The organism is Trinickia sp. HAY1-2D (assembly GCF_056754935.1).
The window spans coordinates 2,363,360-2,387,728 of sequence record NZ_JBPGWX010000002.1 but is presented as its reverse complement, the minus strand read 5'-3'; the positions used below and the strand labels follow the sequence as shown (position 1 = coordinate 2,387,728).

The window sequence follows — 24,369 nt, the reverse complement described above, 5'->3', positions numbered from 1 at the left end:
ATAAACACAGGTTATCGATCGCTGAAAACTTTTGATTAGCGCGGCAACTGTCCGGCGTCCACACTTGCAAAAAATTCGATGTACCGAAAACAAGCAAGGAGACGTCATGAGAAGTGCTGCACTGCTCGCCATTCCCATTTCACTTTTCGCACCGCTGGCAATGGCGCAAAGCAGCGTCACGCTGTACGGCATCATCGACAACGGCGTGACATATGCAACGAATCAGGGAGGCGCCCACAGCTGGCAAGCCGTCAGCGGCGTAGTGGCCGGTAGCCGCTGGGGCTTCACCGGAACCGAAGACCTCGGTGGCGGCATGAAAGCCATCTTTACGCTCGAAAACGGCTTCGACGGTTTCTCCGGGCAAGCCGGGCCGGGCGGACGCGAGTTCGGACGCCAGGCATTCATGGGGCTTTCGACGCCATATGGAACGGTGACGCTGGGCCGCCAATACGACCTCGTGGTGGACTACATCCAGCCGATTTCTTCCAACGGGCGTTGGGGTGGCTGGTATTTCTCGCATCCCGAAGACATCGACAATACGGGCAGCGGATTTCGCGTGAACAACAGTGTGAAGTTTGCCAGCGCCAATTACGGTGGCTTCACGTTCGGCGGTCTTTATAGCTTCGGCGGCGTGCCGGGCAGCTTTTCGCAAAATAGTGTGTGGAGCATCGGCGCAGGATATGCACGCGGGCCGCTTCAGCTCGCCGCCGCCTATTTGAACGTGAAGAATCCGGCTGTGGCGGTCGATGGCTACGTCAATACGCCGACCTTCACGAACGTCATCTACGGCAACTATCTCGCTCAGGCATCGAGCCAACGCGTGGCCGCGCTGGCAGGCTCATACGCGTTCGGCAATCTCAAGGCATTGCTCAATCTTTCGCATACTTTCTTCGCATCGGGCGATGCCGGGCATCACGTCGCATTCGACAATGTGGAAGCCGGTGCGAGTTATCAATTCACCCCGGCGTTCTTTCTCTCCGGCTCCTATGATTTTCTTGCCGGGAAGGACGATGCGAACGGAGCCCGGCCGAAGTATCACCAGCTCGATCTGATTGCCGACTATTTTCTCTCCAAACGCACCGATACCTACGTGATGGCGGTCTATCAGCACGCCGCCGGCGATGCGACGCAAGCGCAGATCACAGGATTCGACGCGTCGAGTGGCGCAAATCAACTTGGCGTGCGAATGGGCCTGCGTCATACGTTCTAGACGCGGGTCCAACACGAGGAGACATGGATGTCATCGCTACTGTCCTTCAACAACGTGACGAAGCGCTTCGGCGGCACGCTCGCCGTCGACAACGTCAGTCTCGATATCGATGCGGGATCGGTGGTCGCCCTGCTCGGAGAGAACGGCGCGGGCAAATCGACGCTGATCAAACTGCTCGCCGGTGTCTATTCAATCGATTCGGGATCGATCACGTTTCGCGGTGCGTCGCTCACGGGCGAACGCTCGCGTGAGTCCCTCGCATTCATCCATCAGGACCTCGGTCTGATCGACTGGATGAGCGCGGCGGAGAACGTAGCGTTCGGCTGCGGCTTCGCCCGACGTGGGGGCCTCATCGACTGGCGTGCCGTGCGAAGCCGTGCCGTCGAAGCGCTCGAGTCGGTCGACGCGGATATCGATCCCGACACGCCGGTCAGCGAACTGACACGCACCGAAAAATCGTTGCTTGCGATCGCGCGGGCTTTGGCCACGGACGCCCGCTTGATCGTCCTGGACGAGCCGACAGCCAGCCTGCCGCAGGACGACGTCGAGCGTCTGTTCACCGTGCTCTCGTCGCTGCGCGAACGGGGTGTGGGGATGATCTATGTCTCGCATCGCCTCGATGAGATCTTCCGAATCGCCGATCGCGTGGCGGTGATGCGCGATGGCCGGCTCGTCGGACAGAAGCGTATCGAGGAGACGAGCCCAGAAGATCTCGTCAGCATGATCGTCGGGCGCAAGCCGCAACCGATCCATGTGCCCCAGATCCGAGGCAGCAAGGACGTCGTTCTCGCACTGCGCGATGCCGTGTTCTGCGACGTGGGGCCCGTTTCGCTCGAGCTTGCCGCGGGCGAGATCGTTGCGCTCGCAGGCTTGCGTGGGGCCGGGCAGGACACGGTGGGCCGCGCGCTCTTTGGACAGGCATCGTTGGACGCCGGCCGAATGGAGCTTTGCGGTGCAACGCTCGACGTTCGGAGTCCCCGGCATGCGATGCGGCAAGGGATCGGGTTCGTTGCCGGCGACCGAACGGGCGAGTCGCTCGCGATGCCGCTCTCGGTATGCGAAAACTTGTTTCTCAATCCACTTGCGATAGGGCGTGGCTTCTTCCAATTGAAGAGCGCACGTCATGAGCATCAACAGGCATTCGTCTTGACGTCACAATTCGGCGTGCGTCCGAACGACCCGAGCAAAGCCATCGAAAATCTCAGCGGCGGTAATCAGCAAAAAGTCGTCATGGCGCGCTGGCTGCAAATTGCAACCAAACTGCTGATCCTCGAGGAGCCGACGGCGGGCGTCGATGTGGGGGCGAGAGCGGACATCTACGCGCTCGTGAACCAGGCGCTCGAACGCGGTGTGGCCGTCTTGCTCGTGTCGACCGATTTCGAAGAAGTGGCGAACATCGCGCACCGTGCCTTGATATTCAACCGGGAGCGCGTGATCGACAGCGTCCCGCGTGCCGAGTTGACGATCGAAACGCTGCTGCAGCGCGCGTCCGCCAACGAATGCGCGGTCGGCTGATCGATTTGAAAATTGAAAGGACTCATCATGATTTCCATCCCGCAAACCAAGGATAAATCGTCACCTCGTGCGATTTCGTACGGCCTCTCGACGATCCTGCCCGTGTATGGCCTGCCGATCCTGATGGTGGCGTTGATCGTGCTGTTTTCGATCGTCCTGCCCGATACGTTTCCGACGCGGATGAATCTGAACTCGATTCTGTCGGACAAGGCCATCATCGCGATGCTCGCATTGGCCGCGATGATTCCGATGTTGACCAACAAAATAGATTTGACGGTCGGCTACGGCATCGTGCTCTGGCACATCCTGACCATCACCTTGCAAACGCGGTTTGGCCTGGCGTGGCCCGTGGCGGTCGGGATCGTCTTGCTGCTCGGGCTTGGGTTCGGTCTGCTCAACGGGCTGCTCGTGGAGATGGCGAAGATCGATTCGTTCATCGCAACGCTCGGTAGCGGCACGATCGTCTACGCCATTGCGCTGTGGCACACCGGTGGGCGGCAGGTAGTCGGCACGTTGCCGGACGCCTTTTATCGGATCAACGGCGCGGTGCTGTTGGGGCTGCCTATCTCGACGTGGTACGTGATCGCGATCGCTCTGCTGCTGTGGGTCGCCACCGAATATCTTCCCGTCGGGCGATTCCTTTATGCGATCGGTGCCAATTCGCGTGCGGCCGGGCTCAATGGGATTCCTGTGCGCCGCTATGTCATCGGTGCATTCATGTCGTCGGGATTGCTGACGGCCTTTGCCGGTGTCGTGCTCGCATCGAAGCTCGGAATCGGACAAGCAAGCGTCGGCCTCGAATATCTGCTGCCAGCACTCGTCGGCGCGTTTCTGGGTTCGACGACGATCCGCCCCGGCCGCGTGAACGTGTGGGGCACGCTCGTGGGCGTGGGCGTCCTGGCGGTCGGCATCTCGGGCATCGAGCAATTGGGCGGCGCATTTTTTGTCGAGCCGCTTTTCAACGGCGTGACGCTATTGGTTGCCATCGGCATCGCCGGTTATGGCGCCCGCCGACGCTCGCAGGCGCCGAAACGCGCTGCATCGAGGACGGCCTCGAATGCGGCCCCTACCGGCAAGCAGAACTGAAGCTCGCGGCATGACGTGGAAAGTCCAACAATGAACAGCAACGGAGACATGACGATGAAGTGCGTGCAGTCGATTCACAAGCCCCTCAACTTGATCGCGGCTGCTGTCGCGGTGCTTGCTTGCTTCACCCTGGCGACACGAGCGATGGCGGCCGACGATTATCTCGCCACGGCGCAAAAGGTCGTCGATGCAGCCGTTCAACCGTCGCCGGCCTGGGACGGCCCGACGGCCGGGCCGAAGGCGCAGCCCGACAGGACCATCGTGTACGTGGCGTCCGATCTTCGCAACGGCGGGGTACTGGGTGTGAGCGACGGTGTGGCGCAGGCCGCTCACGTGATCGGCTGGAAAGTGCGCATCCTCGATGGGCAGGGCACGGTCTCCGGGCGCACGGCCGCCATGAATCAGGCAATGGCACTCAATCCAGCCGGCATCATTCTTGGCGGCTTCGATCCAGCCGAGCAAGCGGTCGTCATTCAGAAGGCGCGCGGCTTGAAAATTCCAGTCGTAGGCTGGCATGCGGGGCCCAAGGCGGGCCCGGACCCGGCGACCGGCCTTTTCACGAACGTCAGTACAGATCCGATCGCTGTTGCGAAGGTGGCAGCCGACTATGCAGTGGTCAAGTCGAACGGCACCGCGGGCGTCGTTGTCTTCACCGATTCGCTCTACAAGGTGGCGGTCGCCAAATCGACCGCGATGGCGAACGTCATCAAGCAATGCAAAGGCTGCGCGCTGCTGGCGGTCGAGGACACCCCGCTTTCGGAGACGTCGACGCGCATTCCGCAACTGTCGACTGCGCTGCTGCAACGCTACGGCGCCAAGTGGACGTATTCGCTCGGAATTAACGACCTCTACTTCGATTTCATGGGGCCCTCGCTTTCGAGCGCGGGCGAAAAGCCGGCCGGCCCGCCGTTCAATGTATCGGCCGGCGACGGTAGTCAATCCGCCTACCAGCGCATTCGCGGCGACCGCTATCAGGTGGGCACGATTCCCGAGCCGCTGATGCTCCACGGTTGGCAACTCGTCGACGAGTTGAACCGTGCATTCGCCGGCGCGCAGCCGAGCGGCTACAGCACGCCGGTGCATCTCGTGATACGGGAAAACATCGCTTCCGACGTTACGTCGAACAACATCTACGACCCGGCCAACCATTATCGCGATGCGTACCGTCGGATCTGGGGCAAATAACAGCGCGGGCTATTCAGATGTGCAACGAGAGTTCAAAAGAGATGGATGCGATCGAGACGGAAATCACCGTGTATGACGCCCGGGCTAGCTCGCTCTTTGCCCCGGGCGCGATGCTCGAGCGGTTGTGCACGGGCGCGATATGGGGCGAGGGGCCCGTTTGGATCGATGAGGACGCCGCGCTGCTGTGGAGCGACATTCCCAACAATCGGATGCTGCGCTGGTCCGAACGCGACGGAATGACGGTTTGGCGTGAAGGCGTTGAATTCACGAACGGACATACGCGCGAGCGCGACGGCTCTATCCTTCATTGTTCGCACGGGCAGCGAGCCATTGTCCGAACGCGTATGCGCGATGGCGTGCCGTTCACGGAGGACGAGATCGTGGTCGATCGTTTCGAGGGTAAGCGCCTGAACTCGCCGAACGACATCATCGTTAAACGTGACGACACGATCTGGTTCACCGATCCGCCGTATGGCATCGTGTCCGATCACGAGGGCCATGTCGCTGAATCCGAACTCGGCGGCAACTATGTTTTCCGATACGATCCGCGCACACGGACGCTCTCCGTCGTATCCGATTTCATCGAAGAGCCGAACGGCCTTGCGTTCTCGCCGGACGAGTCGGTGCTTTACGTATCGGACACCTCGGCGGCGTTGCGCAGCGACGGTAGCGGCAATCATCACATCGTCGCGTTCGATGTCGTGTCAGGGCGCGAGTTGGCCAATCCACGCATCTTCGCGGTGGTGACCCCAGGCCTTGCCGATGGCTTCCGCGTCGATCGCCAGGGCTGGGTTTTCACGAGCAGCGAGGATAGTGTGCAGATCTATCATCCTGACGGGACGCGCCTGGCGCGGATCGGCGTGCCCGAGAAAGTCGCCAACGTCACCTTCGGCGGGCCGCACGGCAACGCGCTCTATATCTGCGCATCGACATCCCTTTATCGCATTCGGCTTAATACGAGAGGTGCAACGTGAGCGACGGCGGCACGCTTTTGCTTGTGGAAAAATGCAGTCATTGCGTGAGTTGGTACGAGATCGAATCGGGAAAACGCCTGCATAGCGTCGCGTTGCCTTCGTATCCGCACGAGTTCGTGACGGACCGGGCAAATCGCAACGCGTGGATCGGGCACTACGGTGTCGAGACATCCGGCCACACAGGCCCGGGCGGTCATTCGCTGTTGCAGATCGACATCGAAGCCGGCTCGCTGACGCGAACGATCGACCTTGCGCCGTACAACCGGATTCATGGCTTGCAGATGGATGAGCGCGACCGTCTGTATGCGCTGAGCGAGGAGAAAGCCACGTTGCTCGTGCTCGATCGGCCATTGACCGACGAGGCGCCACGGCGAGCCGTGCCCTCCGGCGGTATCAAGAGTCACCTGTTCGCGTTGACTAAAGACGGCGCCACCGCTTACTGCATGAATTTGCTTTCGCATACGGTAACGAAGGTCAAACCGTGGGACCCGTTGGCGGTGCCGGTGGCTTGCCACCCAGGCGATAAGCCCGAAGGGTATTGTTTGAGCGGCGACGAGCGCACGCTATTCGTCAGCAATCGTTGGAGCCAAACACTGACGGCGATCGATACGGAAGCGATGCAAGTGCGGCGGCGCAGTGCATCCCGCGACGATCCCACACGTATCTATCGCTGGGACGACGAGATGCTGATCGTGACCAACTACGGCGAGCGGAGCTTGTCGCTCGTCGATCCTGCCACGCTTGCCGAAATCGACCACATTCCGATGCCGGCGCGAGCGATTGCGCTGTCGTTCGATCGCGAGCGCGGTCTGGCATTCGTCTCGCAGGATGACGATCGCGTCGGTATTTTCGACGTTCGGACGCGACGGTTGGAAAGTTATATCGCTACGCAGCGCGAGCCGGATGTTTCGAAGGTCATTCGGTCCGCCGAATGAGCGCCGATCTCGTAACGTGGCTGCTGACGCCGATATCGGGGCGCATGGATCACGAACTTCCCGCGTGGACCGCATGGCACGGCAGGGCGATGGTGGCCGCGTGGGCGATTCTGTTGCCGCTTGGCGTGCTGGTGGCCCGCTATTTCAAGGTGATGCCGCGACAAGCCTGGCCGGACGAACTCGACAACAAAACGTGGTGGCACTGGCATCGCATCTTGCAGACGGCAGGGGTGCTGTCGATGACGTTGGGGTGCTCGCTTGCATTGGGCCGTGCGCATGACACAAGTGCGCTGGCACAGTGTCATCGATGGTTCGGATGGGCGGTGGTCGCGAGCGGATGGGTCCAGGTGTTGGGTGGGGTGTGGCGGGGTAGCAAGGGTGGTGGCTCCACTGCAATCGGGCTTGGCGCTTCGAGTGAGGATGCGATACGCGGCGATCACTACGACATGACGGCGCGACGATATTGGTTCGAGTACGTGCACAAGGTTGTCGGGACCGCTGCGATTCTCTTGGCGGTCGTCGTAATCGGGATGGGTTTGAAGCTTGCCGACGCGCCGCGGTGGATGGCGGCCGTACTCACCGTCTGGTGGCTTGCGCTCATATCGGTTGCGGGGCACTTACAGCGCACGGGGCGCTGCATCGATACCTATCAAGCCATCTGGGGCCCCGATCCCATTCACCCTGGCAACCGGATGCGCGTGATCGGCTGGGGCGTGCGTCGCCACTCACGGGAAAGTTGGAAGCGGCGCATCGGCGGAACCGAATATGTGCAATCAATTGAAGACAAACAGGATCGGAGACAGTCATGAACGAAAGAGTTGAGCCGATGACACAAGCATCCGGGCGGGCACGCCGCAGGGTGCGCGCGCATTGGAGCTCCTGGGCAATGCTTTGGATTACGACGTTGGCCGTGCTGATGATCTCGATCGACGGCCAGATCATGCCGGCCGTATTGCCGTCGATCAAGTTTGCCTATGGCCTGTCGAACGTTCAGGCTGGATTCATCAATACGATTTTCGCGTTTGCCTCGATGATCGGCGCCGTGGGCTTCGGCGTGGCGTCCGATCTGATCGGCAGCGGATATCGGCGCGGCTATACGTGGATCGTCGCCTATGCCTTGGCCGTGGTGGGTGGGCTGCTGACGGCGCTGATGTCGGGGAGCCTTGGATGGTTTCAACTGCTGCGCGTACCGATGGGGCTGAGCCGAGGCGGCGCCGAGCCGGTCAACGTGGCACTCGTTAGCGACTGGTGGCAGAAGGAGAACCGCGGCTTCGCCGTGGGCGTTCACCACACAGGTTTTCCGATCGGCCAATTCCTTTCCGGCGTGCTGATCGCTATCGTCCTGCGTTACGGACAATGGACCGATGCCTTTGCGCTCATTCCGCTGATCGGCGTCGTGATCATCGTGGCGCAATTGGTCGTCGGCACCCGACGCAATCAGGAAATGGCATTCGAATGGATGCGCGCGAATGATTTGACGACGCCCACGGCTGCGGTGGGTGAAAGAGGGGATTTCCGGCGGCCGATGGGCGTGATCAAGGCGGCGTTTCGCCAGCGCAATACGGGATTGGCGATCGCTTCGATCTTTCTGTTTCTGGTCGCCGAGCTGGGCATCGTCCTGTTTTTGACGTCGTATTTGATCGAGGTGGCCCATATGACGGTTTCGGCGGCGGCCCTCGTATCCGGCGTGTCGGGGTTGACGGGATGGGTGGGACAGGTCGTGTGGGGGACGCTTTCGGACTCGCTGGGAAGAAAGCGAACGCTGATCGTGTTGGCGATTTGCTGTGCGATTTCCACACTGATGCTGTTGCGCATCGACTCCCTCGCCAGTGCGTGGAGCGTCCTTCTCGTTTGGGGATTGTTCCGCAATGCCCCATTTCCGGTTGCCTACGCGATGGTCATCGATTCGGCGGAGCGGGCGGCCGGCGCGGGAATGGGGCTGATGATCGGGATCGCGTTCGGGGTCGCCGGTATGGTCGTTTCGCCGCTCTCAGGCTACCTCATTGGACATGCGGGGTGGACCGTGCATTACGGCAGTCTTGCCGTAATCTGTCTGCTTGCCATCGTGCCGTTGCTGTTTGTGCGGAACAGTGGGGCCGGTCGTGCTGAAGCTGTATCGGATGGAAAGCGGTCCATCGCTCTTTTTGCGCCGTGAGCCGGACGTTCTGGCTGAATGATTGATCAACAAGGGAAGTTATAGCGGCCTAATAGGGCGAGCGGCAAGCGTATCGCAGCGTTTCGTCTATCGAATGGCTGGCGCCGTTGCCTCGGGAGCGAGTTCGACTTCCCTAACCATTAACGGACACTGTACGAAGCGGCACCGGCGGGGCTCGTGGCTTCGACGATTGGGTTGATCTCCGGCATCGGAGAGATGTTCGGCGGAGGGGTGGCACCGGCTATCGCCGGGTATATCGCGCAGAATTTCGGGCTGCCGCGCGTGTTCGATTTTGCGCTGGCTGGTCTTGTCATTGGTGTGTTTATGGCGTCGGCATTGACCGAAACGGCGCCTCGACACAAGGGCGCCCGTGCGGTGTCTGCCGACGAACCGCGACAAGCGGCTTGAAATGCGGCAGCGCGCGTTGCGCGCGCTATCACGCCCAGCAATCACTCGTCGGTGATGCGACCGACGTCCGTCTAATGATCGGTTGGAATGCAGATTGCTCTGTCCGCGTATATGGGCCCGTATGCTGCCTGATCGTGAAACATTTCCAGCAGTTGGTCGCGGGACCATCGCGAGTCTAAATGGCCAGGATGTCGCTCGCGCGCGAGAAAGCGCTCCACAGCTACCTCAGGCGTGCAAAAGCAGTGAACCTCGACCACTGGCTCATGAAGCTCGCTCAGCCACATAACGGGCGTACCCGAATCTGCATTCGACTTGGGATGCCGCCACCAAGACACAAGGACTGCTGCTCCTGATCGTCTTGCACTTTCCATTAACTCGATATCAGCCAACCGGCTAAGCGATCTGCGTTGAGCCGGCTCACTGACTGCATTTGTCAAGAAAAGCCTTTCGAGAAGATCATCCTTGTCGATGCAAGGTAGCTCCAACACGGTTGCGATTTTTCGAGCCAAAGTTGATTTCCCACTGGCAGGTAGGCCGCTGACGAGGACAAAGGGTTTTCGTGACATATTTCAGCGGGGGCGAAAATAAGCGAAGATACACCCGTTGGTGTGTAAGCACCCGGGGTAGTCCCCCCGCTTTTAACGCGAGTCAGAAGTAGAGACTATGCCGCGGCCATGAGCCGCTGTTTCGGCGTCATGCCGCCCAGGCCCATGTTAGGGCGCTCGTGATTGTATTGCCACATCCATTCCGTCGCGAAGTGCTGCACGTGCGCGAGGTCGTCCCAGTAGTACTGCGATAGCCATTCATAGCGCACCGTACGATTGAATCGCTCCACGTAGGCGTTCTGCTGCGGCTTGCCCGGCTGGATGTAGTTCAACGCGATGCCATGCTTGGCTGCCCATTGCGTGATTGCGTCGCTCAGGTACTCCGGGCCGTTATCGCACCGTATCGCCATGGGCTTTCCCCGCCAGTCAATGATCTGCTCCAAGGCTCGGATGACGCGCGCAGAGGGCAACGAGAAGTCGATCTCGATTCCCAATGCCTCGCGGTTGAAGTCGTCGATCACGTTGAACAACCGGATACTGCGGCCATCCTTCAACTGGTCGTGCATAAAATCCATCGACCACACCGCATTCATCGACGCCGGCACGATCAGCGGCTCCCGTGCCTGCCGTACGAGCCGCTTGCGCGGCTTGATGCGCAGGTTCAACTCCAGCTCCCGGTAAATCCGGTACACGCGCTTATCGTCTAATTGGTCAACACCACCGATCTACTGTGGTCTTTGTCGTCTTCGTAGTCGCGCTTTTCACGCGCTACAACATGCAGCCAGACGTCGCGCTCGATCCTATGTGATTCACGCTATCCCATGAGAGGTAGCAAAGCGAGTCTCGGAATCGAGTTCGGCGACGAACTCAGTCTGATCGGAGTCGCTGACAGCCGCACCTCGCTTAACGGCCAACCTGCAGAGCAGGGTCTTTATACAGTTGTCCCGTCCTCCACATACTCAGCATAACAGTTGATAGCTTTCGAGCCAGTGCGACGACGGCCTTCTTGTATCCCTTTTTTTGACGAATCATGCCCGCCCAACGCGCCAGACTGGTTTCAGTTCCATAGCGCGATAGCAGGCATGACGCTGCCTCGTATAGGAGCGATCGCGTCTGCCGGTTTCCCTGTTTGGAAATCCCGCCGTTTCTGTCGACGTCACCGGACTGGTATTTCCTCGGAGTCAGGCCAAGGTAGGCACCCACATCAGCCACACGGCGGAAGCGTGCCGGATCGCCAATTGCAGTCTTGTAGGACAGCGCCGTTAGCGCACCAACACCCGGAATCGACATGAGCATTCGGCACACGGGATCCTGCGTAGCTCGTTTCTCGAGCATCCTGCTGCACGCCCTAATTTGCAGACTCACATGTCGCCACGTATCCAGTAGCATGAGGATCACGGACTTCACTGCCTCGACGGAAGGATCTGCCGCGAGGACCTCGCGTCGGAAGACATCATTCCTACCCGGCGAAAGCACCACGCCGAATGTCTTCAGCAAACCACGAATCTGATTATTGATCGAAACCCGCACTCTCACCAGGCGGTCACGCGCGGAGATCAGCAGCCGTTCGTTGTGGCACTCGAGACTTTTGACAAAGGTTGGCCGATACCACCCTGAGCGAACCAGGTTGGCAATACCGCGCGCATCGTTCCGGTCCGTCTTGTTCAACTGCACCGTGAGCGCGGAATGCACATGACGCGCATGGATACAATCGATGTCGAGATTCAGCTTCCGCAACGAATGATAAAGCCACACGGCCAACGGGCCTGTCTCCATACCAACCTTGGCGTGGCTGCAACCTTTGGCTTCGAGAAAGGCTCTGATCATTTCCGGTCGCGTATCGACCGTGCCATGACAAACCGTCTTCCCATTGTTGCGCGCAAAGTAATACTGAGCCGAGCAGTTCCTCCTCGCCCGTGGCGCTGACCATGATCCCGGACGTGCCAAGCAACGCCTGTCGCTTCTTGAGGTAGTCCAGAAAGTCGACGACAGTGTCGAGCTCGCGGAGAACCAGCTCAATAGATACCTCGTCGAAGACATGGACGAAGTGCTTTTCCGGCTGGGGTATACCGATGACGAAAGGAAGCTCGTTGTGGGTGTCTCCCTTCACCGTGTTGTTCACAGCGAGCGATCCGCAGCCTACGCCGTCGTTGTGCGCAAGCGCGGAGTTACGGCTGCCGCGGGTCACGGCCACCAAATGGAAGGTGGCGTTTTCGGAGGGGACGGGGACCGGCAACGACCTAGTGCATTTCGCGTCCAGAAAGGCGCGCTGCGGGAAGCGCTCGAGCCAGAGCTTCGCGCCATGGAGTTGTCGGCACGACTCGAACACCGCCTTCTTGTACCAGCGCGGCCAGGCGACCTTGAGCCCCTTGGCCTCGTTGAAGAGGACGTGCTTGTCCGAGAACAAGATGACATCTTTCCCGAAGACGACGAGCGCGTCGCACAGTTCCTTCGTCGCACCCTTGCCGTTTTTGAAGCCGTCGTCAGTGTAGACGTTCGTCTGGGACCAGAGGCGTAGGAACGTCCGCTGGCACAGACCAGTAAGGATGCGCTCGGATTCGTTGACCCCTTCCGTCTCTGGCAGGTCGAAGAGCTTCGCTGGTTGCGTTTCTTCTTGAACTTCTTCGGCTTCGGGCCCCATCAATTGCCTCAGATCGGATCGGATAGCATCGTCGAGATTATCCCACGCGGGGGGCTGGTTGCCGTCTGCCTAGCCGAACAGCGTGGCGACCGCGGCGGAGCCGATCTGCGGGCGGACGGTGCCCGGCTGGTCGATCGCGGCCTGACGGGCGCCGGCCTTTTGCCAGACGCACAATGGCCTGACCGGCCGCGACCACCTGGCCCCGCTCGCCTGGTGCCTCGATGACAGCGCCGTCGCTGTCGGCGGCCGCCGGGGCAAGGAAGCCGCGAAGGCCACCTACCAGTCTTAGGCCGCCACCGTCAAAGGCGTCCGTCTCGAGGCCGCCGCGCATATCACGCCTACGTCACCGTTCGCGATCTACGGATTCAAGTCAGCAATTCCAAGAATACGCATGATCTTGTCAAAGCTCCGGTCGCATTGAGCAGCGAGCTCCTTAAAATGCGCGCGCAACGTTCCATATGCTGCGCGCGCTTGTCTCTCTTCCTTGTCCTTCTCTTCGACGGAACTGTGGGCTTTCAGAATGCTCCTCAGCGCATGCAGCCGGCTCAGCGGTGTAAGCAGTGCTCTGGCTTCGTCCACCGTCATTCCTGAGGCCACAGCTAGTTCAGCGACCACGCGCAAAGAGGCCCAGCTTGCCTCTGCCTTTCGTCCCTTGGACTCGAGCAGCTTGCGCAGGGGCTTGACCTGGAAGCCTTCGACGAGAACTTGATCGAAGGCCATGACCTCGTTGGCCCACTCAAGGACCGAGTCCGTAGCTGGATACCGTGCGGCTTCCATATGCCCTTCAGAGCGCGGCTGCCACCAATCAGGAGGGGCGGCATTTAGCTTCCCGATCTTGTACTTCATGCTGCTGAGGGGGTCGTATTCAGAGCTGAACTCACCAAGAATGTCGTTCTCATAGGCTCGTTTCGATATCGACCCGTTCGGCCATTCGTTGAAGGACTGCCAATAGCGCTGCTCCTCAATCGGGAGACGTGCCAAGTCACCGATGTAGGCATGCACTTGGCCGGCCTCGTTGATGTCGTAGCTCTTCAAGTACCAAGCATTGCGGCAAGTGATCGAACGGTCGTCGAGGCTGTACTTCTCAGGGTCCGCCTTGAACCTGTGCAAGACGTCGGCACGAAAGAACGCCGGTGATATCTCCCAAGGCAGATCCGACTTCTGAAAGTAGTTAGAGAGGAACTCCGGCGCACATGAGGTTTCCAATTCGCGGTTGTTCTTGCGATCGAAGATCTTGAAGGTGGCGTACTCCCTCTTTCTCTTGGGATTGGACTCCGCCTCCCACTCGGCAACCAAGTCCTGCACGGTGACGGTCGGGCGCACGATCATACGCCCGTTCACGTAGCTGGCATTGTGGATGCCACCGCCGTGATAGAACAGGTCCGGTGCCTTACGATCGATGCGCTCGTGGTCGCCCCAGCCGCCGAAACTGGGACTGAAGCGAGTGAAGTCAAAGAAGAAGACCAAGGCAAAGCCCGCCAACGCCATGTATCTGGCAAGGTCTTCCGTGAGAATGGTGACTGCCACCAGTTTCTCGCTGCCGGGAGCAAGGTCCGCACGGATGATGCGGATCACGTCTTCAATGTCGCCCCGTGAGTCCAGCCGGCAGTAGGCGTTCCGCTCTGCCACGAAGTGCAGGTCCAGGGCGTGCACGAGCTTCTGGCTCAATTCCATTGCTCGCTCGCCTTTGTCCACTCCATGAAAGCTGCGCTGGTAGACGAGCTTCTCGCCACCGGCGAGCGAATTGCCCGACCCCATTGGTGGCTCCAGATAAACGCGGTGACCTTCTCCTCCGCCGTAGCTCTTCTGGATCGCCCAGGCCTCATCGGTGCTGACGAACCGACTCATGAGGTCTTGTTGATCGGCTGGTGTGACCTGCTGAACAGGTGCGAGCACGGCGTGAATGAGCACGGCCGGTCCGCCAGCGTAGATAACGATTTCCTCGCTCTGAGCATTCTCTTTCAGGAAGCCGACTGAATCTTCTGCGCCGGTCAGCCATTTCGCCGCATCTGAGGCCGGAGCCTGTGCAATGGCCTTCAGGGCCGCAATGTTGAATCTACGAGCCATTCCCCAACCACCTCCCAGTTCTTAAGCCGGATTGGTAGCGCATCTGACGCGGCTTCAGTAATATTGCGCCGCATCGCTGCGTGACGTGCACGAACACGCCGGCCACTGGTCGCGGCGCTCACTGCACCGCAGCTAGCGGCGACACCATCACAACTGCCCCGAGGCCAGCAGTTTACCACCTCGGAATGAAGCCACGTCGCGGTGAGGCGTGCTTCACAATTCCGCGCCGCTTCCAAATCTGGCAACGCTGTGTCCGCTTCCAGCCTGCCCGAAAACCGCTAGTCACGAACGCCCGCTTCTGGCCGGATTCCGACCCTGTTGCAGTCCGAGAACAACACGCTGTTTGGGAGCGCGGAGACGCAGCAAATCATCGCTGGCCGATTATTCCGTCAGGTGTCTTAGCAAATTTTCGCGAATAAGCTCGCGATCGAGATCTGTCAAACCAAGCAGCACTCGCACAGGATATGGGTATTCGGATCCGCCCGGCACCACCGGTGCTTTCTCGCCGAACTGGTGCACGCGGGCGACTCGCGCAATGCGACCAGAGAAGCCGATTGCTAGTTGTCTCTCACTCGCTTCGATCTTCATCCAACGCGCCGTGCGCAACTTCATGAACATTGCCGTTCGTTTGATGCGTCCACGCTTGCTGCGCAGCTTTTTGTCACTGTGCCTTACCTTGCGCGATTCGTATCCGGTGCCGTCGGGATTCCTCTGCGCGGCGATGCGAACCTGCTGGCTGCGGCGCAGCTCGCGCGCGATGTCGCGCATCGCCGCGCGTCTGCCAGCGGGCGAGATTCGGGCGAGCAGGGCGCCCGCCCAGTCCTCAAGCGCGCTCAAATTGTCCACGGCTTCCAACCCATGTCATGCCATCGGCTGCCCGGAGCGGTGAGTCGTCGATGTGTTCGATAACTCGATTGCCGTCGGGCCCGGTCGTTACCGCCACTCCTTCCGTCAAAGCCAGTTTGATAGAGAGGTCGGCCGTTGCATGGTTGAGAATGTCCACCTCGAAGGTAATGCCGTGTTCACGTTCGTCTGGGTCCGTCACAAGTTCCGGCTGATTCTTGCGCGCCCATTCGATGAGCGCGACGAAGACGTCATCGGCATCGCCTGCGAAATCCATCACGAGGGCATGCGCCGTGTACCGGTACTCGAACGAGAGCGAGCGTGTACCGGTCGCGATGATTGATCCCTGGTCGATGAACACTGCCAGCTTGTCGGGCTCGACCTCCAAAGATGGGATGGCAGCGACGAGCGCCGTTCGCAGGCTCGCGGGTTTATTCATGGACATTTGCTCTGGCGTCTCGCTGCCGCGCTTCCGTTTGGCACGAAACGATCATATCGACCTTGGCCGCACACGCAGCCCATGCGGCCTTTGCCGTTGTGAGAGCCGCGTCTAGATCACCGTTCGTTCGTGGTGCAATAGCCGGGAGTGTGCAATGGCTCACCGCCGGGCACTCGTTCAATGTAATCGTTGGCGCTGGCGAGAGTGGGGCTTGTGTGCAGGCGCACAACATCATCAGGCAAGCGGGTATCAGCCCACGCGCGAAGCTCGGCGGTTTCATCGATCAATCTCCGGTTCTCGAGCCGAGCTGCCGCCAGTTTCGAGGCGATTGCGTCGTGTGTTCGAGTGAGTTGTATCTGCTGGGTCACTTTATTGGCGGCATCCAAACGTACCCGCTCAAGGGCGCTGTCGCGCTCTGTAATGCGCTTCCGCGCATCGATAAGCTGCCGATTCACACTTGCCAGGTCGGCACGCAGCGCACGCACGTAGGACGCGCCAGCGAGGAGGGCGGCGAGGGTCACCAATGCCGCGATCAGCTTCCCTGCAAGCCTGTTCACGCGGCAACCGCCGCCGTGTCCTTGGCCGCCGCTGCTTCGCGCGCCGCATACCGTTCATAGGCGCGCTCGAGCTTGACGTCATATAGGTTCGCCGCGTAGGTCCGGCCGTTGTATCCCTTCGCGAAAGCGGCCCATTTCGGGGCCCTGAGCGCAGCGATGAGCGCCATGTCAGCCGCGACATAGCGCACGAAGGCATCGAGCTGGCCGGCTTCGTCAGCTTCCATGCGAGCCACGAAATCGTCGACGCTCGCGTAGCCCAAACGCTCCCAGTGGTAACCCATCACCTGAAATGCGCCCCAGCTCGCCGACTCCCAAGCGGCTGCGACGTCGATCAGCTCGGCCGTAGCGAGGCGCGTGTACTCCGCAGCGCCACCCTGATAGCCGCCCGGCGCTTTTGACAGGATATTCGGATGCTTTGCCGACAATGGCGCGGGATCGGCACCGCGTGCCTGGAGCCGCTTCCAAAATATGTGCCGCTCGAACAGGATGGCGGGACGACCATTGGCCAGGAAGCCGGTGCCGCGGGATTCGACCTCGATCACGGCGCGCACGCAAGCGACGGGAACGTCGAGCGTTTGCGCTGCCCGCATGAGATCAGCAGCGCTGAGGTGCTTTGGATCGCGCTGGCCGGCTGCAAGTGCGGCATAGGTCTTTGGCCCAGCTATTCCATCGTCGATGAGCCCGAACTTTCGCTGAAGGGCGGCAACAGCGGCTTGAGTCGCGTCGTCGTAGAGGTGGGTCACTTCCAGGCGGAAGCTGGCGCGGGCCAGCCGGCGTTGCAGCAGGGCAACGTCGTCACCGTGGTCGCCGAGGCGATGCGTCTTCATGGTCAATCGCTCCAGAGAAGGCGTGCGACGTTGCCGCGCGCGCCGAACACAAACACGGCCAGCAAGACTGACGCTGCCGCTTCAAAAACGCCGACTTGCCCGAGGCGCAGCGCCAGTTCGATCGCGGCTCCGCCCATGACGGCAGCTAGGACCCAGGCGGCCCACGACACGTGACCCCGATATCGCGCGCCATTTCGTCGGAACGTGAGGATACGAAGGAGCGTCGCGAGGTGTGCGATGCATGCGATAAGAGCAAACGAAACGGACATGTCACTCCCGGTTTCGAAACATCGAGCGTGGATCCCAGGCTCTCGCCCGCTCGATCATTCGAAGCGTGATGGCGATGACAAGGGCCGCTGCGAAGAACGCCGCCACACCCGTCGATTGGAGCGGCGTGGCGTTGACGATTTCAGGTGCCGCAAGATATCCCATCACGAGCGAGATCAGCATGTAGGCCGCGCGCCGGCCGACGCCGATCTCTTTCGACGTGACGACGACAAGTGCTGCGCCGGTGAACGCGCCGATCAACGCATTGCCATCGATACCCGGCGCAAGGCTGGCAATGCCGACCGTGGTCAACGGCGCGGCGGTTGGAGTGTGCGATCCGGACATGTATGGAAGTAGCTTGGGGTCAATCGAACAATTGCAGCAGTGGCTTTGTGTTTGTGACGGTTTCGAGCGCCGGCAAGTGGACCGGGGTGCCGACGGGCAGAATCGCGCCGAGGTCTGCTAGACCGGCGTTCGCCTCCAGTACAGCTTCGACTGTGCCGTCGGTACGCCCGTAGTGGCGCCAGCACAGCGAGTCGACCGAATCGCCCCGTAGTGCTCTCACGATCATGGTCAGATCAGCTCAATCGTTGAGCGCGGGGTGCCGCGCATGTCATTCAGCGCCCACCGGACGTTGCGGCGCGACTCGCATATCGTTGCTTCCAGGACTTCCGTGTCGTTGGCACCCGTCTTCGTGACGTCGTAGGCGCGGTACTGCTCGGTCAGATCGGCACGTGTCAAGTTGTAGACCGCACGGCGGTACCGCAGCACGTGAGCGCTGACGCCGTCGGTCTGATCAGCCGGGACGCTCGCCAGATCGGCGTGCCCTTGAGCGCATCGCCCCGCTTTCCATGCCCGCAGTTCATCGTTGATGCTCGCGATCGCATCGACCGTGGCTAGGCGCAACCGCTCAAGCGTCACCGTGCCGTCGAGACGCATCGCTTCGCGAAGGTCTTTCAGATCGATGTCGGGAAACCATCCGTCGTTCCTGACGATCGTGGCGTTGGCCGGCTGGGCCGGTACTGTCGTATCGGCGATCGCAATGAAGCTGCTCATGATGTCCAGGTGTTCAGGGATGGCGGTGGACCGACGCTCGGTTCCCGTTTGCCAACAGGTGTAGGGATCGAGCGTCGGTGCCGCCATGCCGGGGAGGGCTCTTCACTGACCGTCGGTTGCGTCGCTCAGACGCTCGACCGCCTCGATCAGCTTCGAAAGCCGATCGATGTCCTTTTTCACGCCGACGCGGTCGTTTAACGACAGCGCTCGTCGCAGATATTCGAGTGCGCGCGGCGGGTCGGTTTCTTGTCGCGCGTAGCCAAGGGCCTTGTAGAGCTTCGCGCGGACCTGATCGTGCATGTCGGCGTGGCCGGTCAGCTCGTCAACGCATTCCAAGGTCCCGGCATCAAACGTCCCTCCCTCCATGAATGCCGAGAGCGCTGCGTCGGCGAACTGCTCAGCGACGAGAGAGGCAAGCGATCGCTCGAACTGGTCGGGCAGGGCGAGGCCGTGTGACAGGGCATAGGATGCGATGTCGAGCGCACCCTCGAAGTCGCCGACATCGATGCGCCACACCATGACTGTGACCAAAACATCGTCCTGTGCGCCGCGGCCACCGCTCAATACGCCCGAGACGTAGTCGGCATACTCGGGCAGCAGCTTTCTTTTGAGTTCGATCTTCCGGGCGATCGACTGCACGCTCTTTAGGGCGCGGCGGTCGGCGGCGAGCTTCGCCATCATGAGTTCGTATGGCGTTGCCCCGGCCATCGATTGACCGGGCGAGGCGGCAGCTGCCGCGCGCGCAGCCGTCACCCTGGCGTAGTGAGCGCGGGCAGGCGTGTCGATGGTCATGCCGCCACCGGTTCGATGTTTTCCGCGACGCAACCGCAGCCGAAATCCTCGACGACGTACGCGTCGTTCGACGATTCGTAGTTCTCGATCTGATCGCGCTTCGGGTTATCAATCAGCGAGCGCCGACGAGCGCTCTCTTGGAAGTAGATCGATAGGTTGTCGAGCTTCGTCACCATCATTGCGCGCTTCGGGAAGAACGGTACGCGCACGGCAGGCAAGTTGCCGATGCGCTTTTGGCTGACGATCAAATCGGCTGCGAGCTGCTCGGTCGGCGCCTGCGTCGCGTTGACGATTGGAAAGTACTTGTCGTGCAGCAATTCTCGGCCGCAGATTACGACGAGCCCAGTGTCTTCTTGGAACCACGGGTCGATCATCGACGAAACGATGTCCATCACAAGCGCGTCGAGGTTGGCGTAGTCGCCGTCCTTGCCGACGAGCACCTTGCCGGCTTGTTTGGTGCCTTCATGCAGAACACGCTGAGCCGCCCGGTTACGGTACTGCTGCAGCCAACCAATGTTAACGTCCTGCAGCAGCGGGTTCGCCGCCTTGTCGGTCGTAGGCGCAGCCGCTGCACCGTTCCAGCCAATCATGATCCGATCCAGCGCGGATTGCGTCACTATCACGTTGCGGACGCGTTGCTGGAAATCGGGGAACTTGGCCCACGCGTCGAGCTTGCGGTACGTGATTGCCGTGTCGTAATCGGTCTTCTCGCAGCGGTATTTGGCGTTATCGAGTGCCGTTGGGTCGACGGGTTGCCGGTCCGCCTTCGTCGTATCGGTGCGGCTGGCAATCGGACCGGAGACGGACAAGCCGAGCTTTTCGCCCTCCAATTCGGTAACGGGCAGCACATTGATGCGCTTTAGAAACTCGCTCGATTCCTGGATCTTGGTTTCGAGCGTCTGTTGCACGGAGGGCTCGACCGTGAACTTCGTCGACACGTCGGACGTATCGTTGAGATTGGCGATTTGCGCGACGTATTTGTTGTACGCCAAGCGCGTTTCCTTCTTCATGGGGGCTCCGAGATGTGAGCGTGGAATAGGTCAGCAGTCGGTCACGAATTCGCCCGCCGCGCCGGTTGACGGCGGCCGTCGCGGTGCACCGTTGTCCGTTGACGAAAGCTTGGTGGTAAGCGCTTCCACCGCGGCGACCGCCTCCTCGGCCTGCTTCCTCGCGTCAGCCACGTCGAGGACAGTGGACGCGAGTTCGATGCGGAGGGCCGCGGTTTCTCGGGCCTGCTTCGTAGCAAAACCGGCTACCTCTTCGACTGCTCGGCGAACATCACCGTCACGCTGATCGTCGGTCGTGCGATTCCGGGCGAACATTCCCTTGACGATCGAAAGAAGGCTCGAGGACTCGATGTCGCCGTTGAATTCAATCGTTGTTTCGCACGGCGCTGAGAAGACGTTGTTCGAGCGCTTCGCGACAAATTGCAGCGCCTCGGTGCCGAGGCTTGCCGGATCGTCCGTCGCGGCGAGGCCGACCAAGTACGCTTCCCCGCTGTCGGCGAAGGCCGGGTTGACTTCGATCGACGTATAGATTTTTTGGCGTTTTTTCGACAGCGTGATCAGATCGTCGGTCGGGTCGATTCGCGCGTAGAGCGCCATTTTTCCTTTCAGCGGACCGTCATCGATCTGGCGCGCTTCGAGGGCAGTCACGTCGCCGTACGCGCCGAACGGGCTGTTCGCCGAAAGCGGCGCATATCCTTTGACGTGCTCGACGTTTAGGCGCGCGCCGTACAGTTCCGGGTTGTAGTTCTTTGCCATCTGGGTGAGCCAATCGCGCTTGATTTCGCGGCCATCGACGGTCGCGCCTTCTACTGCGACGCGAAAGAACTTCGTTTTGCTGGTTGCCATATCGAGAGGTCGAACCATAGGGTTTGAGTGAGCGTGGTTCTCATGTTCGACCTTCGTCGGCTATCGCTCAACGTTCCATGAGCGTTGCTGGACCGGGTACGCATTGCTTCGCGTGCTCACGCGTGCGCGGAGCCCTACGCTTGGTGCATGCTCGACACGACGGACTCGATTCAACACCAAACGGACGCGCGCAAGACCGCACGCTCGCTCTACTGGCAAGGCTGGCGCATCGCGTCGATTGCGCGGCATCTCCAGTTGAAACCCCCGACCGTGGCGTCGTGGTGCCGCCGCGATCGATGGAAGGAGACCACGCCGATCCAACGAATCGAGGCGGCTACCGAGACGCGCCTTGCGCTGCTGATTGCGAAAGATAAGAAAGACGGCGCGGACTACAAGGAAATCGACCTGCTCGGCCGGCAGATCGAGCGGCTCGCCCGCGTGCGAAAGTATGGCGAGACCGGGAAGGAAGGCGACCTTAATCCGAACATCGCCGCGCGCAACGCCGGAAGGAAACGGCGACCGCCGCGCAACGAGATCAGTGAGGAGCAGCACCAGAGGATCGTCACGGCGTTTCGTGATTCGCTGTTTGACTATCAGAAGGTCTGGTACCGCAACGGCGACCGGCGAACGCGGAACATCCTCAAGTCGCGCCAGATCGGTGCAACCTGGTATTTCTCGCGCGAGGCGTTTGCCGATGCGCTCGAGACCGGTCGCAACCAAATCTTCTTGTCCGCGAGCAAAGCGCAGGCACACGTCTTCAAACAGTACATCACGCAGTTTGCCCGCGAGGCAGCGGAGCTGGAGTTGACGGGCGATCCGATCATTCTCCCTAACGGCGCCATCCTGTACTTCCTGGGTACGAACGCGCGCACGGCGCAGTCCTATCACGGCAACTTTTATTTCGACGAGTATTTCTGGGTACCGAAGTTTCGCGAGCTCAACAAGGTCGCCTCGGGCATGGCGATGCACAAGCGCTGGCGCAAGACATATTTCAGTACGCCCTCGAGCATCACGCACGAAGCGTATTCGTTCTGGAGCGGCGCACACGCGAACCGCGGCCGCACGGCCGGCGATCGTATCCAGATCGATACAAGCCACGAGGCGCTCGTGCGGGGTATGTTGTGCCCGGATGCGCAGTGGCGCCAGATCGTCACGATTCTCGACGCAATGGCAGGCGGATGCGACCTGTTCGACATCGATGAGCTGCGCAACGAATACAGCGCCGAGGAATTCGCGAATCTGCTGATGTGCCAATTCATCGACGATTCGCTTTCGGTGTTCAAGCTGGCCGAGCTGCAGCGGTGCATGATCGATTCCTGGGAAGAGTGGTCCGAGGACTTCTCGCCGTTGTTGCTGCGTCCGTTTGGCTACCGCGAGGTGTGGGTTGGCTACGATCCGGCGCTTACAGGCGATTCGGCGGGGCTTGTCGTCGTGGCGCCTCCGCGCGTCGAAGGCGGCCCGTTCCGCGTACTCGAACGTCACCAGTTCCGCGGCAACAATTTCGAAGAGCAGGCCGCCGCGATCGAGCAGATCACGCAACGCTACAACGTTGGCTACATCGCTATAGACACGACTGGCATGGGGCAGGGCGTCTATCAGCTGGTTTGCAAGTTTTTTCCGGGCGCTGTCGCGTTGAACTACTCGCCCGAGGTGAAAACTAGGCTCGTGCTGAAGGGGCAGTCCGTCATTCGCAACGGCCGCTTGCAATTCGACGCGAGCTGGACCGACCTGGCAGCAGCGTTCATGGCGATCAAGCAGACGATGACGGCGAGCGGGCGTCAGACAACCTTCACGGCGGGCCGTAACGACGAGACCGGCCACGCCGATCTGGCATGGGCGTGTTTGCACGCGATCGACCGCGAGCCGCTGGCGGGAGCGGGCGTCAATTCTTCATCATTCACGGAGTTCTATTCATGAGCGAGCGCCACTTCCATGCGCCGCACACCTCCGCGGTCGCGGCAGCCGCCAACGCTATGCAGGCCGCGCCCGCGCGAGCCGAGGTTTTCACGTTCGGTGACCCCTCCCCGGCGATGAACAGGGCCGAGATTCTCGACTATGTCGAATGCTGGTCGAATGGCGAATGGTTCGAGCCGCCGGTGAGCTTCGCGGGACTGGCGAAGTCGTTCCGCGCGAGCACGCACCATAGCTCCGCGCTGTACTTTAAGGCGAACGTGCTCGCGTCGACATTTCGGCCGCACAAATGGTTGTCGCGGCATGCGTTCGAGCGGTGGGCACTCGACTTTCTGACGTTCGGCAATGGCTACGTCGAACGCCGGAAGAACCGGTTAGGAGGGACGCTGCGGCTCGAGCCCACGCTCGCAAAATACACGCGGCGGAGGGCGGATATGTGCGGCTTCCTCTATGTGAATGGTTGGCACGACCGGCACGAGTTCGAGCCGGAAAGCGTCTTTCAGCTCATGCGGCCGGACATCAATCAGGAGGTGTATGGCCTACCCGAGTACCTCAGTTCGCTGCATTCTGCTTGGTTGAACGAGTCGTCGACGCTGTTTCGGAGGAAGTACTACGAGAACGGCAGCCACGCAGGTTTCATTCTCTACATGACCGACGCTGCTCAGAGACAAGAGGACGTCGACAACATGCGCGAGGCATTGAAAAACGCGAAGGGGCCGGGAAACTTCCGCAACGTGTTTATGTACGCGCCGAACGGTAAGAAGGACGGCATCCAGCTGATTCCCGTGTCGGAGGTCGCGGCAAAGGATGAGTTCTTCAACATCAAGAACGTGACCCGCGATGACCTACTTGCGGCGCACCGAGTGCCGCCGCAGTTGCTCGGCATCGTGCCAGTCAACTCGGGAGGATTCGGTACGCCCGACACAGCTGCACGGGTCTTCGGGCGGAACGAGATCGAGCCGCTGCAGGCTCGTTTCGCCGAGCTGAACGACTGGCTCGGCGAAGACGTTGTGAGGTTCGACCGCTATGAGATTCCGGCCGTTCCGGTCCCAACATAGCATGAGCTGCATACCTCGGCGATCGCAATGGTTGGATCGGAAACG

The 24,369-nt window shown here is 60.6% G+C and carries 27 protein-coding genes and 1 pseudogene; 12 read left to right on the top strand and 16 right to left on the bottom strand.

Annotation, left to right across the window (positions count from 1 at the left end; translation table 11 throughout):
• Positions 1-106 precede the first annotated feature (106 nt).
• From ACR9ZC_RS18380 to ACR9ZC_RS18340, 9 genes are all read left to right on the top strand, one after another.
• A complete protein-coding gene (locus ACR9ZC_RS18380) occupies positions 107-1,210 on the top strand; it encodes a porin (RefSeq protein ID WP_481581380.1) in 1,104 nt (367 codons plus the stop codon).
• Positions 1,211-1,237: 27 nt separating this feature from the next.
• Entirely contained in the window at positions 1,238-2,725 is a 1,488-nt protein-coding gene (locus tag ACR9ZC_RS18375) for a sugar ABC transporter ATP-binding protein (RefSeq protein WP_481581379.1), read from the top strand.
• A 27-nt stretch (positions 2,726-2,752) separates the two neighbouring features.
• Complete coding sequence (locus tag ACR9ZC_RS18370) at positions 2,753-3,811, top strand: ABC transporter permease (RefSeq protein ID WP_481581378.1); 1,059 nt, start codon at positions 2,753-2,755, stop codon at positions 3,809-3,811.
• Between the two features lie 30 nt (positions 3,812-3,841).
• A complete protein-coding gene (locus ACR9ZC_RS18365) occupies positions 3,842-4,996 on the top strand; it encodes an ABC transporter substrate-binding protein (protein WP_481581377.1) in 1,155 nt (384 codons plus the stop codon).
• Positions 4,997-5,037: 41 nt separating this feature from the next.
• A complete protein-coding gene (locus ACR9ZC_RS18360; RefSeq protein ID WP_481581376.1) occupies positions 5,038-5,970 on the top strand; it encodes an SMP-30/gluconolactonase/LRE family protein in 933 nt (310 codons plus the stop codon).
• Positions 5,971-6,014: 44 nt separating this feature from the next.
• Positions 6,015-6,905, top strand: a complete 891-nt coding sequence (locus ACR9ZC_RS18355) for a YncE family protein (protein WP_481581375.1) — start codon at positions 6,015-6,017, stop codon at positions 6,903-6,905.
• A complete protein-coding gene (locus ACR9ZC_RS18350; RefSeq protein ID WP_481581374.1) occupies positions 6,902-7,714 on the top strand; it encodes a cytochrome b561 domain-containing protein in 813 nt (270 codons plus the stop codon). Before ACR9ZC_RS18355 ends, ACR9ZC_RS18350 begins: the two co-directional genes overlap by 4 nt.
• The gene (locus ACR9ZC_RS18345; RefSeq protein WP_481581373.1) at positions 7,711-9,060 is read left to right on the top strand and encodes an MFS transporter; all 1,350 of its coding nucleotides are present in this window, start codon (positions 7,711-7,713) and stop codon (positions 9,058-9,060) included. Before ACR9ZC_RS18350 ends, ACR9ZC_RS18345 begins: the two co-directional genes overlap by 4 nt.
• 195 nt (positions 9,061-9,255) lie before the next feature.
• Positions 9,256-9,468: a hypothetical protein gene (locus tag ACR9ZC_RS18340; protein ID WP_481581372.1), complete on the top strand. Its 213-nt coding sequence runs from the start codon at positions 9,256-9,258 to the stop codon at positions 9,466-9,468.
• A 71-nt stretch (positions 9,469-9,539) separates the two neighbouring features.
• Here ACR9ZC_RS18340 and ACR9ZC_RS18335 read toward each other — a convergent pair whose 3' ends face one another.
• From ACR9ZC_RS18335 to ACR9ZC_RS18325, 3 genes and pseudogenes are all read right to left on the bottom strand, one after another.
• Complete coding sequence (locus ACR9ZC_RS18335) at positions 9,540-10,034, bottom strand: P-loop nucleotide/nucleoside kinase family protein (protein ID WP_481581371.1); 495 nt, start codon at positions 10,032-10,034, stop codon at positions 9,540-9,542.
• Between the two features lie 95 nt (positions 10,035-10,129).
• Positions 10,130-10,711, bottom strand: a pseudogene (locus tag ACR9ZC_RS18330) (IS3 family transposase); the annotation flags it as partial.
• A 205-nt stretch (positions 10,712-10,916) separates the two neighbouring features.
• A complete protein-coding gene (locus ACR9ZC_RS18325) occupies positions 10,917-11,840 on the bottom strand; it encodes an IS110 family RNA-guided transposase (RefSeq protein ID WP_481581370.1) in 924 nt (307 codons plus the stop codon).
• A gap of 211 nt (positions 11,841-12,051) precedes the next feature.
• Between ACR9ZC_RS18325 and ACR9ZC_RS18320 the strand changes: the two genes are divergently transcribed.
• Positions 12,052-12,531, top strand: a complete 480-nt coding sequence (locus ACR9ZC_RS18320) for a hypothetical protein (RefSeq protein ID WP_481581369.1) — start codon at positions 12,052-12,054, stop codon at positions 12,529-12,531.
• 480 nt (positions 12,532-13,011) lie between these two features.
• Here the strand turns inward: ACR9ZC_RS18320 and ACR9ZC_RS18315 are convergent, their stop codons facing one another.
• From ACR9ZC_RS18315 to ACR9ZC_RS18255, 13 genes are all read right to left on the bottom strand, one after another.
• Positions 13,012-14,721 (bottom strand): hypothetical protein, encoded by a 1,710-nt coding sequence (locus tag ACR9ZC_RS18315; protein ID WP_481581368.1) that lies wholly within the window; start codon positions 14,719-14,721, stop codon positions 13,012-13,014.
• Positions 14,722-15,102: 381 nt separating this feature from the next.
• Positions 15,103-15,567 (bottom strand): phage virion morphogenesis protein, encoded by a 465-nt coding sequence (locus tag ACR9ZC_RS18310; RefSeq protein ID WP_481582709.1) that lies wholly within the window; start codon positions 15,565-15,567, stop codon positions 15,103-15,105.
• Positions 15,545-16,003 (bottom strand): phage tail protein, encoded by a 459-nt coding sequence (locus tag ACR9ZC_RS18305; RefSeq protein ID WP_481581367.1) that lies wholly within the window; start codon positions 16,001-16,003, stop codon positions 15,545-15,547. Before ACR9ZC_RS18305 ends, ACR9ZC_RS18310 begins: the two co-directional genes overlap by 23 nt.
• The gene (gene lysC / locus ACR9ZC_RS18300) at positions 15,996-16,238 is read right to left on the bottom strand and encodes an Rz1-like lysis system protein LysC (RefSeq protein WP_481581366.1); all 243 of its coding nucleotides are present in this window, start codon (positions 16,236-16,238) and stop codon (positions 15,996-15,998) included. Before lysC ends, ACR9ZC_RS18305 begins: the two co-directional genes overlap by 8 nt.
• A complete protein-coding gene (gene lysB / locus ACR9ZC_RS18295; protein ID WP_481581365.1) occupies positions 16,120-16,560 on the bottom strand; it encodes an Rz-like lysis system protein LysB in 441 nt (146 codons plus the stop codon). Before lysB ends, lysC begins: the two co-directional genes overlap by 119 nt.
• Complete coding sequence (locus ACR9ZC_RS18290) at positions 16,557-17,387, bottom strand: N-acetylmuramidase domain-containing protein (RefSeq protein ID WP_481581364.1); 831 nt, start codon at positions 17,385-17,387, stop codon at positions 16,557-16,559. Before ACR9ZC_RS18290 ends, lysB begins: the two co-directional genes overlap by 4 nt.
• A 2-nt stretch (positions 17,388-17,389) precedes the next feature.
• A complete protein-coding gene (locus ACR9ZC_RS18285) occupies positions 17,390-17,656 on the bottom strand; it encodes a phage holin family protein (protein ID WP_481581363.1) in 267 nt (88 codons plus the stop codon).
• Between the two features lies 1 nt (position 17,657).
• On the bottom strand, positions 17,658-17,999 hold the full coding sequence (locus ACR9ZC_RS18280) for a putative holin (protein WP_481581362.1): 342 nt from the start codon (positions 17,997-17,999) through the stop codon (positions 17,658-17,660).
• A 19-nt stretch (positions 18,000-18,018) separates the two neighbouring features.
• A complete protein-coding gene (locus tag ACR9ZC_RS18275; protein ID WP_481581361.1) occupies positions 18,019-18,225 on the bottom strand; it encodes a tail protein X in 207 nt (68 codons plus the stop codon).
• A 2-nt stretch (positions 18,226-18,227) separates the two neighbouring features.
• Positions 18,228-18,710 carry a head completion/stabilization protein gene (locus ACR9ZC_RS18270; RefSeq protein ID WP_481582708.1) on the bottom strand — a complete coding sequence of 161 codons (483 nt, stop codon included), beginning with the start codon at positions 18,708-18,710 and terminating at the stop codon, positions 18,228-18,230.
• A 102-nt stretch (positions 18,711-18,812) separates the two neighbouring features.
• Positions 18,813-19,502 (bottom strand): phage terminase small subunit, encoded by a 690-nt coding sequence (locus ACR9ZC_RS18265; protein WP_481581360.1) that lies wholly within the window; start codon positions 19,500-19,502, stop codon positions 18,813-18,815.
• The gene (locus ACR9ZC_RS18260) at positions 19,499-20,512 is read right to left on the bottom strand and encodes a phage major capsid protein, P2 family (protein ID WP_481581359.1); all 1,014 of its coding nucleotides are present in this window, start codon (positions 20,510-20,512) and stop codon (positions 19,499-19,501) included. The genes ACR9ZC_RS18265 and ACR9ZC_RS18260 overlap by 4 nt, the downstream gene beginning before the upstream one ends.
• 30 nt (positions 20,513-20,542) lie before the next feature.
• On the bottom strand, positions 20,543-21,355 hold the full coding sequence (locus ACR9ZC_RS18255) for a GPO family capsid scaffolding protein (protein WP_481581358.1): 813 nt from the start codon (positions 21,353-21,355) through the stop codon (positions 20,543-20,545).
• Positions 21,356-21,502: 147 nt separating this feature from the next.
• On the opposite strand from ACR9ZC_RS18255, the gene ACR9ZC_RS18250 reads away from it, so the two are divergent.
• Both ACR9ZC_RS18250 and ACR9ZC_RS18245 read left to right on the top strand, forming a co-directional pair.
• The gene (locus ACR9ZC_RS18250; protein WP_481581357.1) at positions 21,503-23,272 is read left to right on the top strand and encodes a terminase ATPase subunit family protein; all 1,770 of its coding nucleotides are present in this window, start codon (positions 21,503-21,505) and stop codon (positions 23,270-23,272) included.
• A complete protein-coding gene (locus ACR9ZC_RS18245) occupies positions 23,269-24,324 on the top strand; it encodes a phage portal protein (protein WP_481581356.1) in 1,056 nt (351 codons plus the stop codon). Before ACR9ZC_RS18250 ends, ACR9ZC_RS18245 begins: the two co-directional genes overlap by 4 nt.
• Positions 24,325-24,369: the final 45 nt, after the last annotated feature.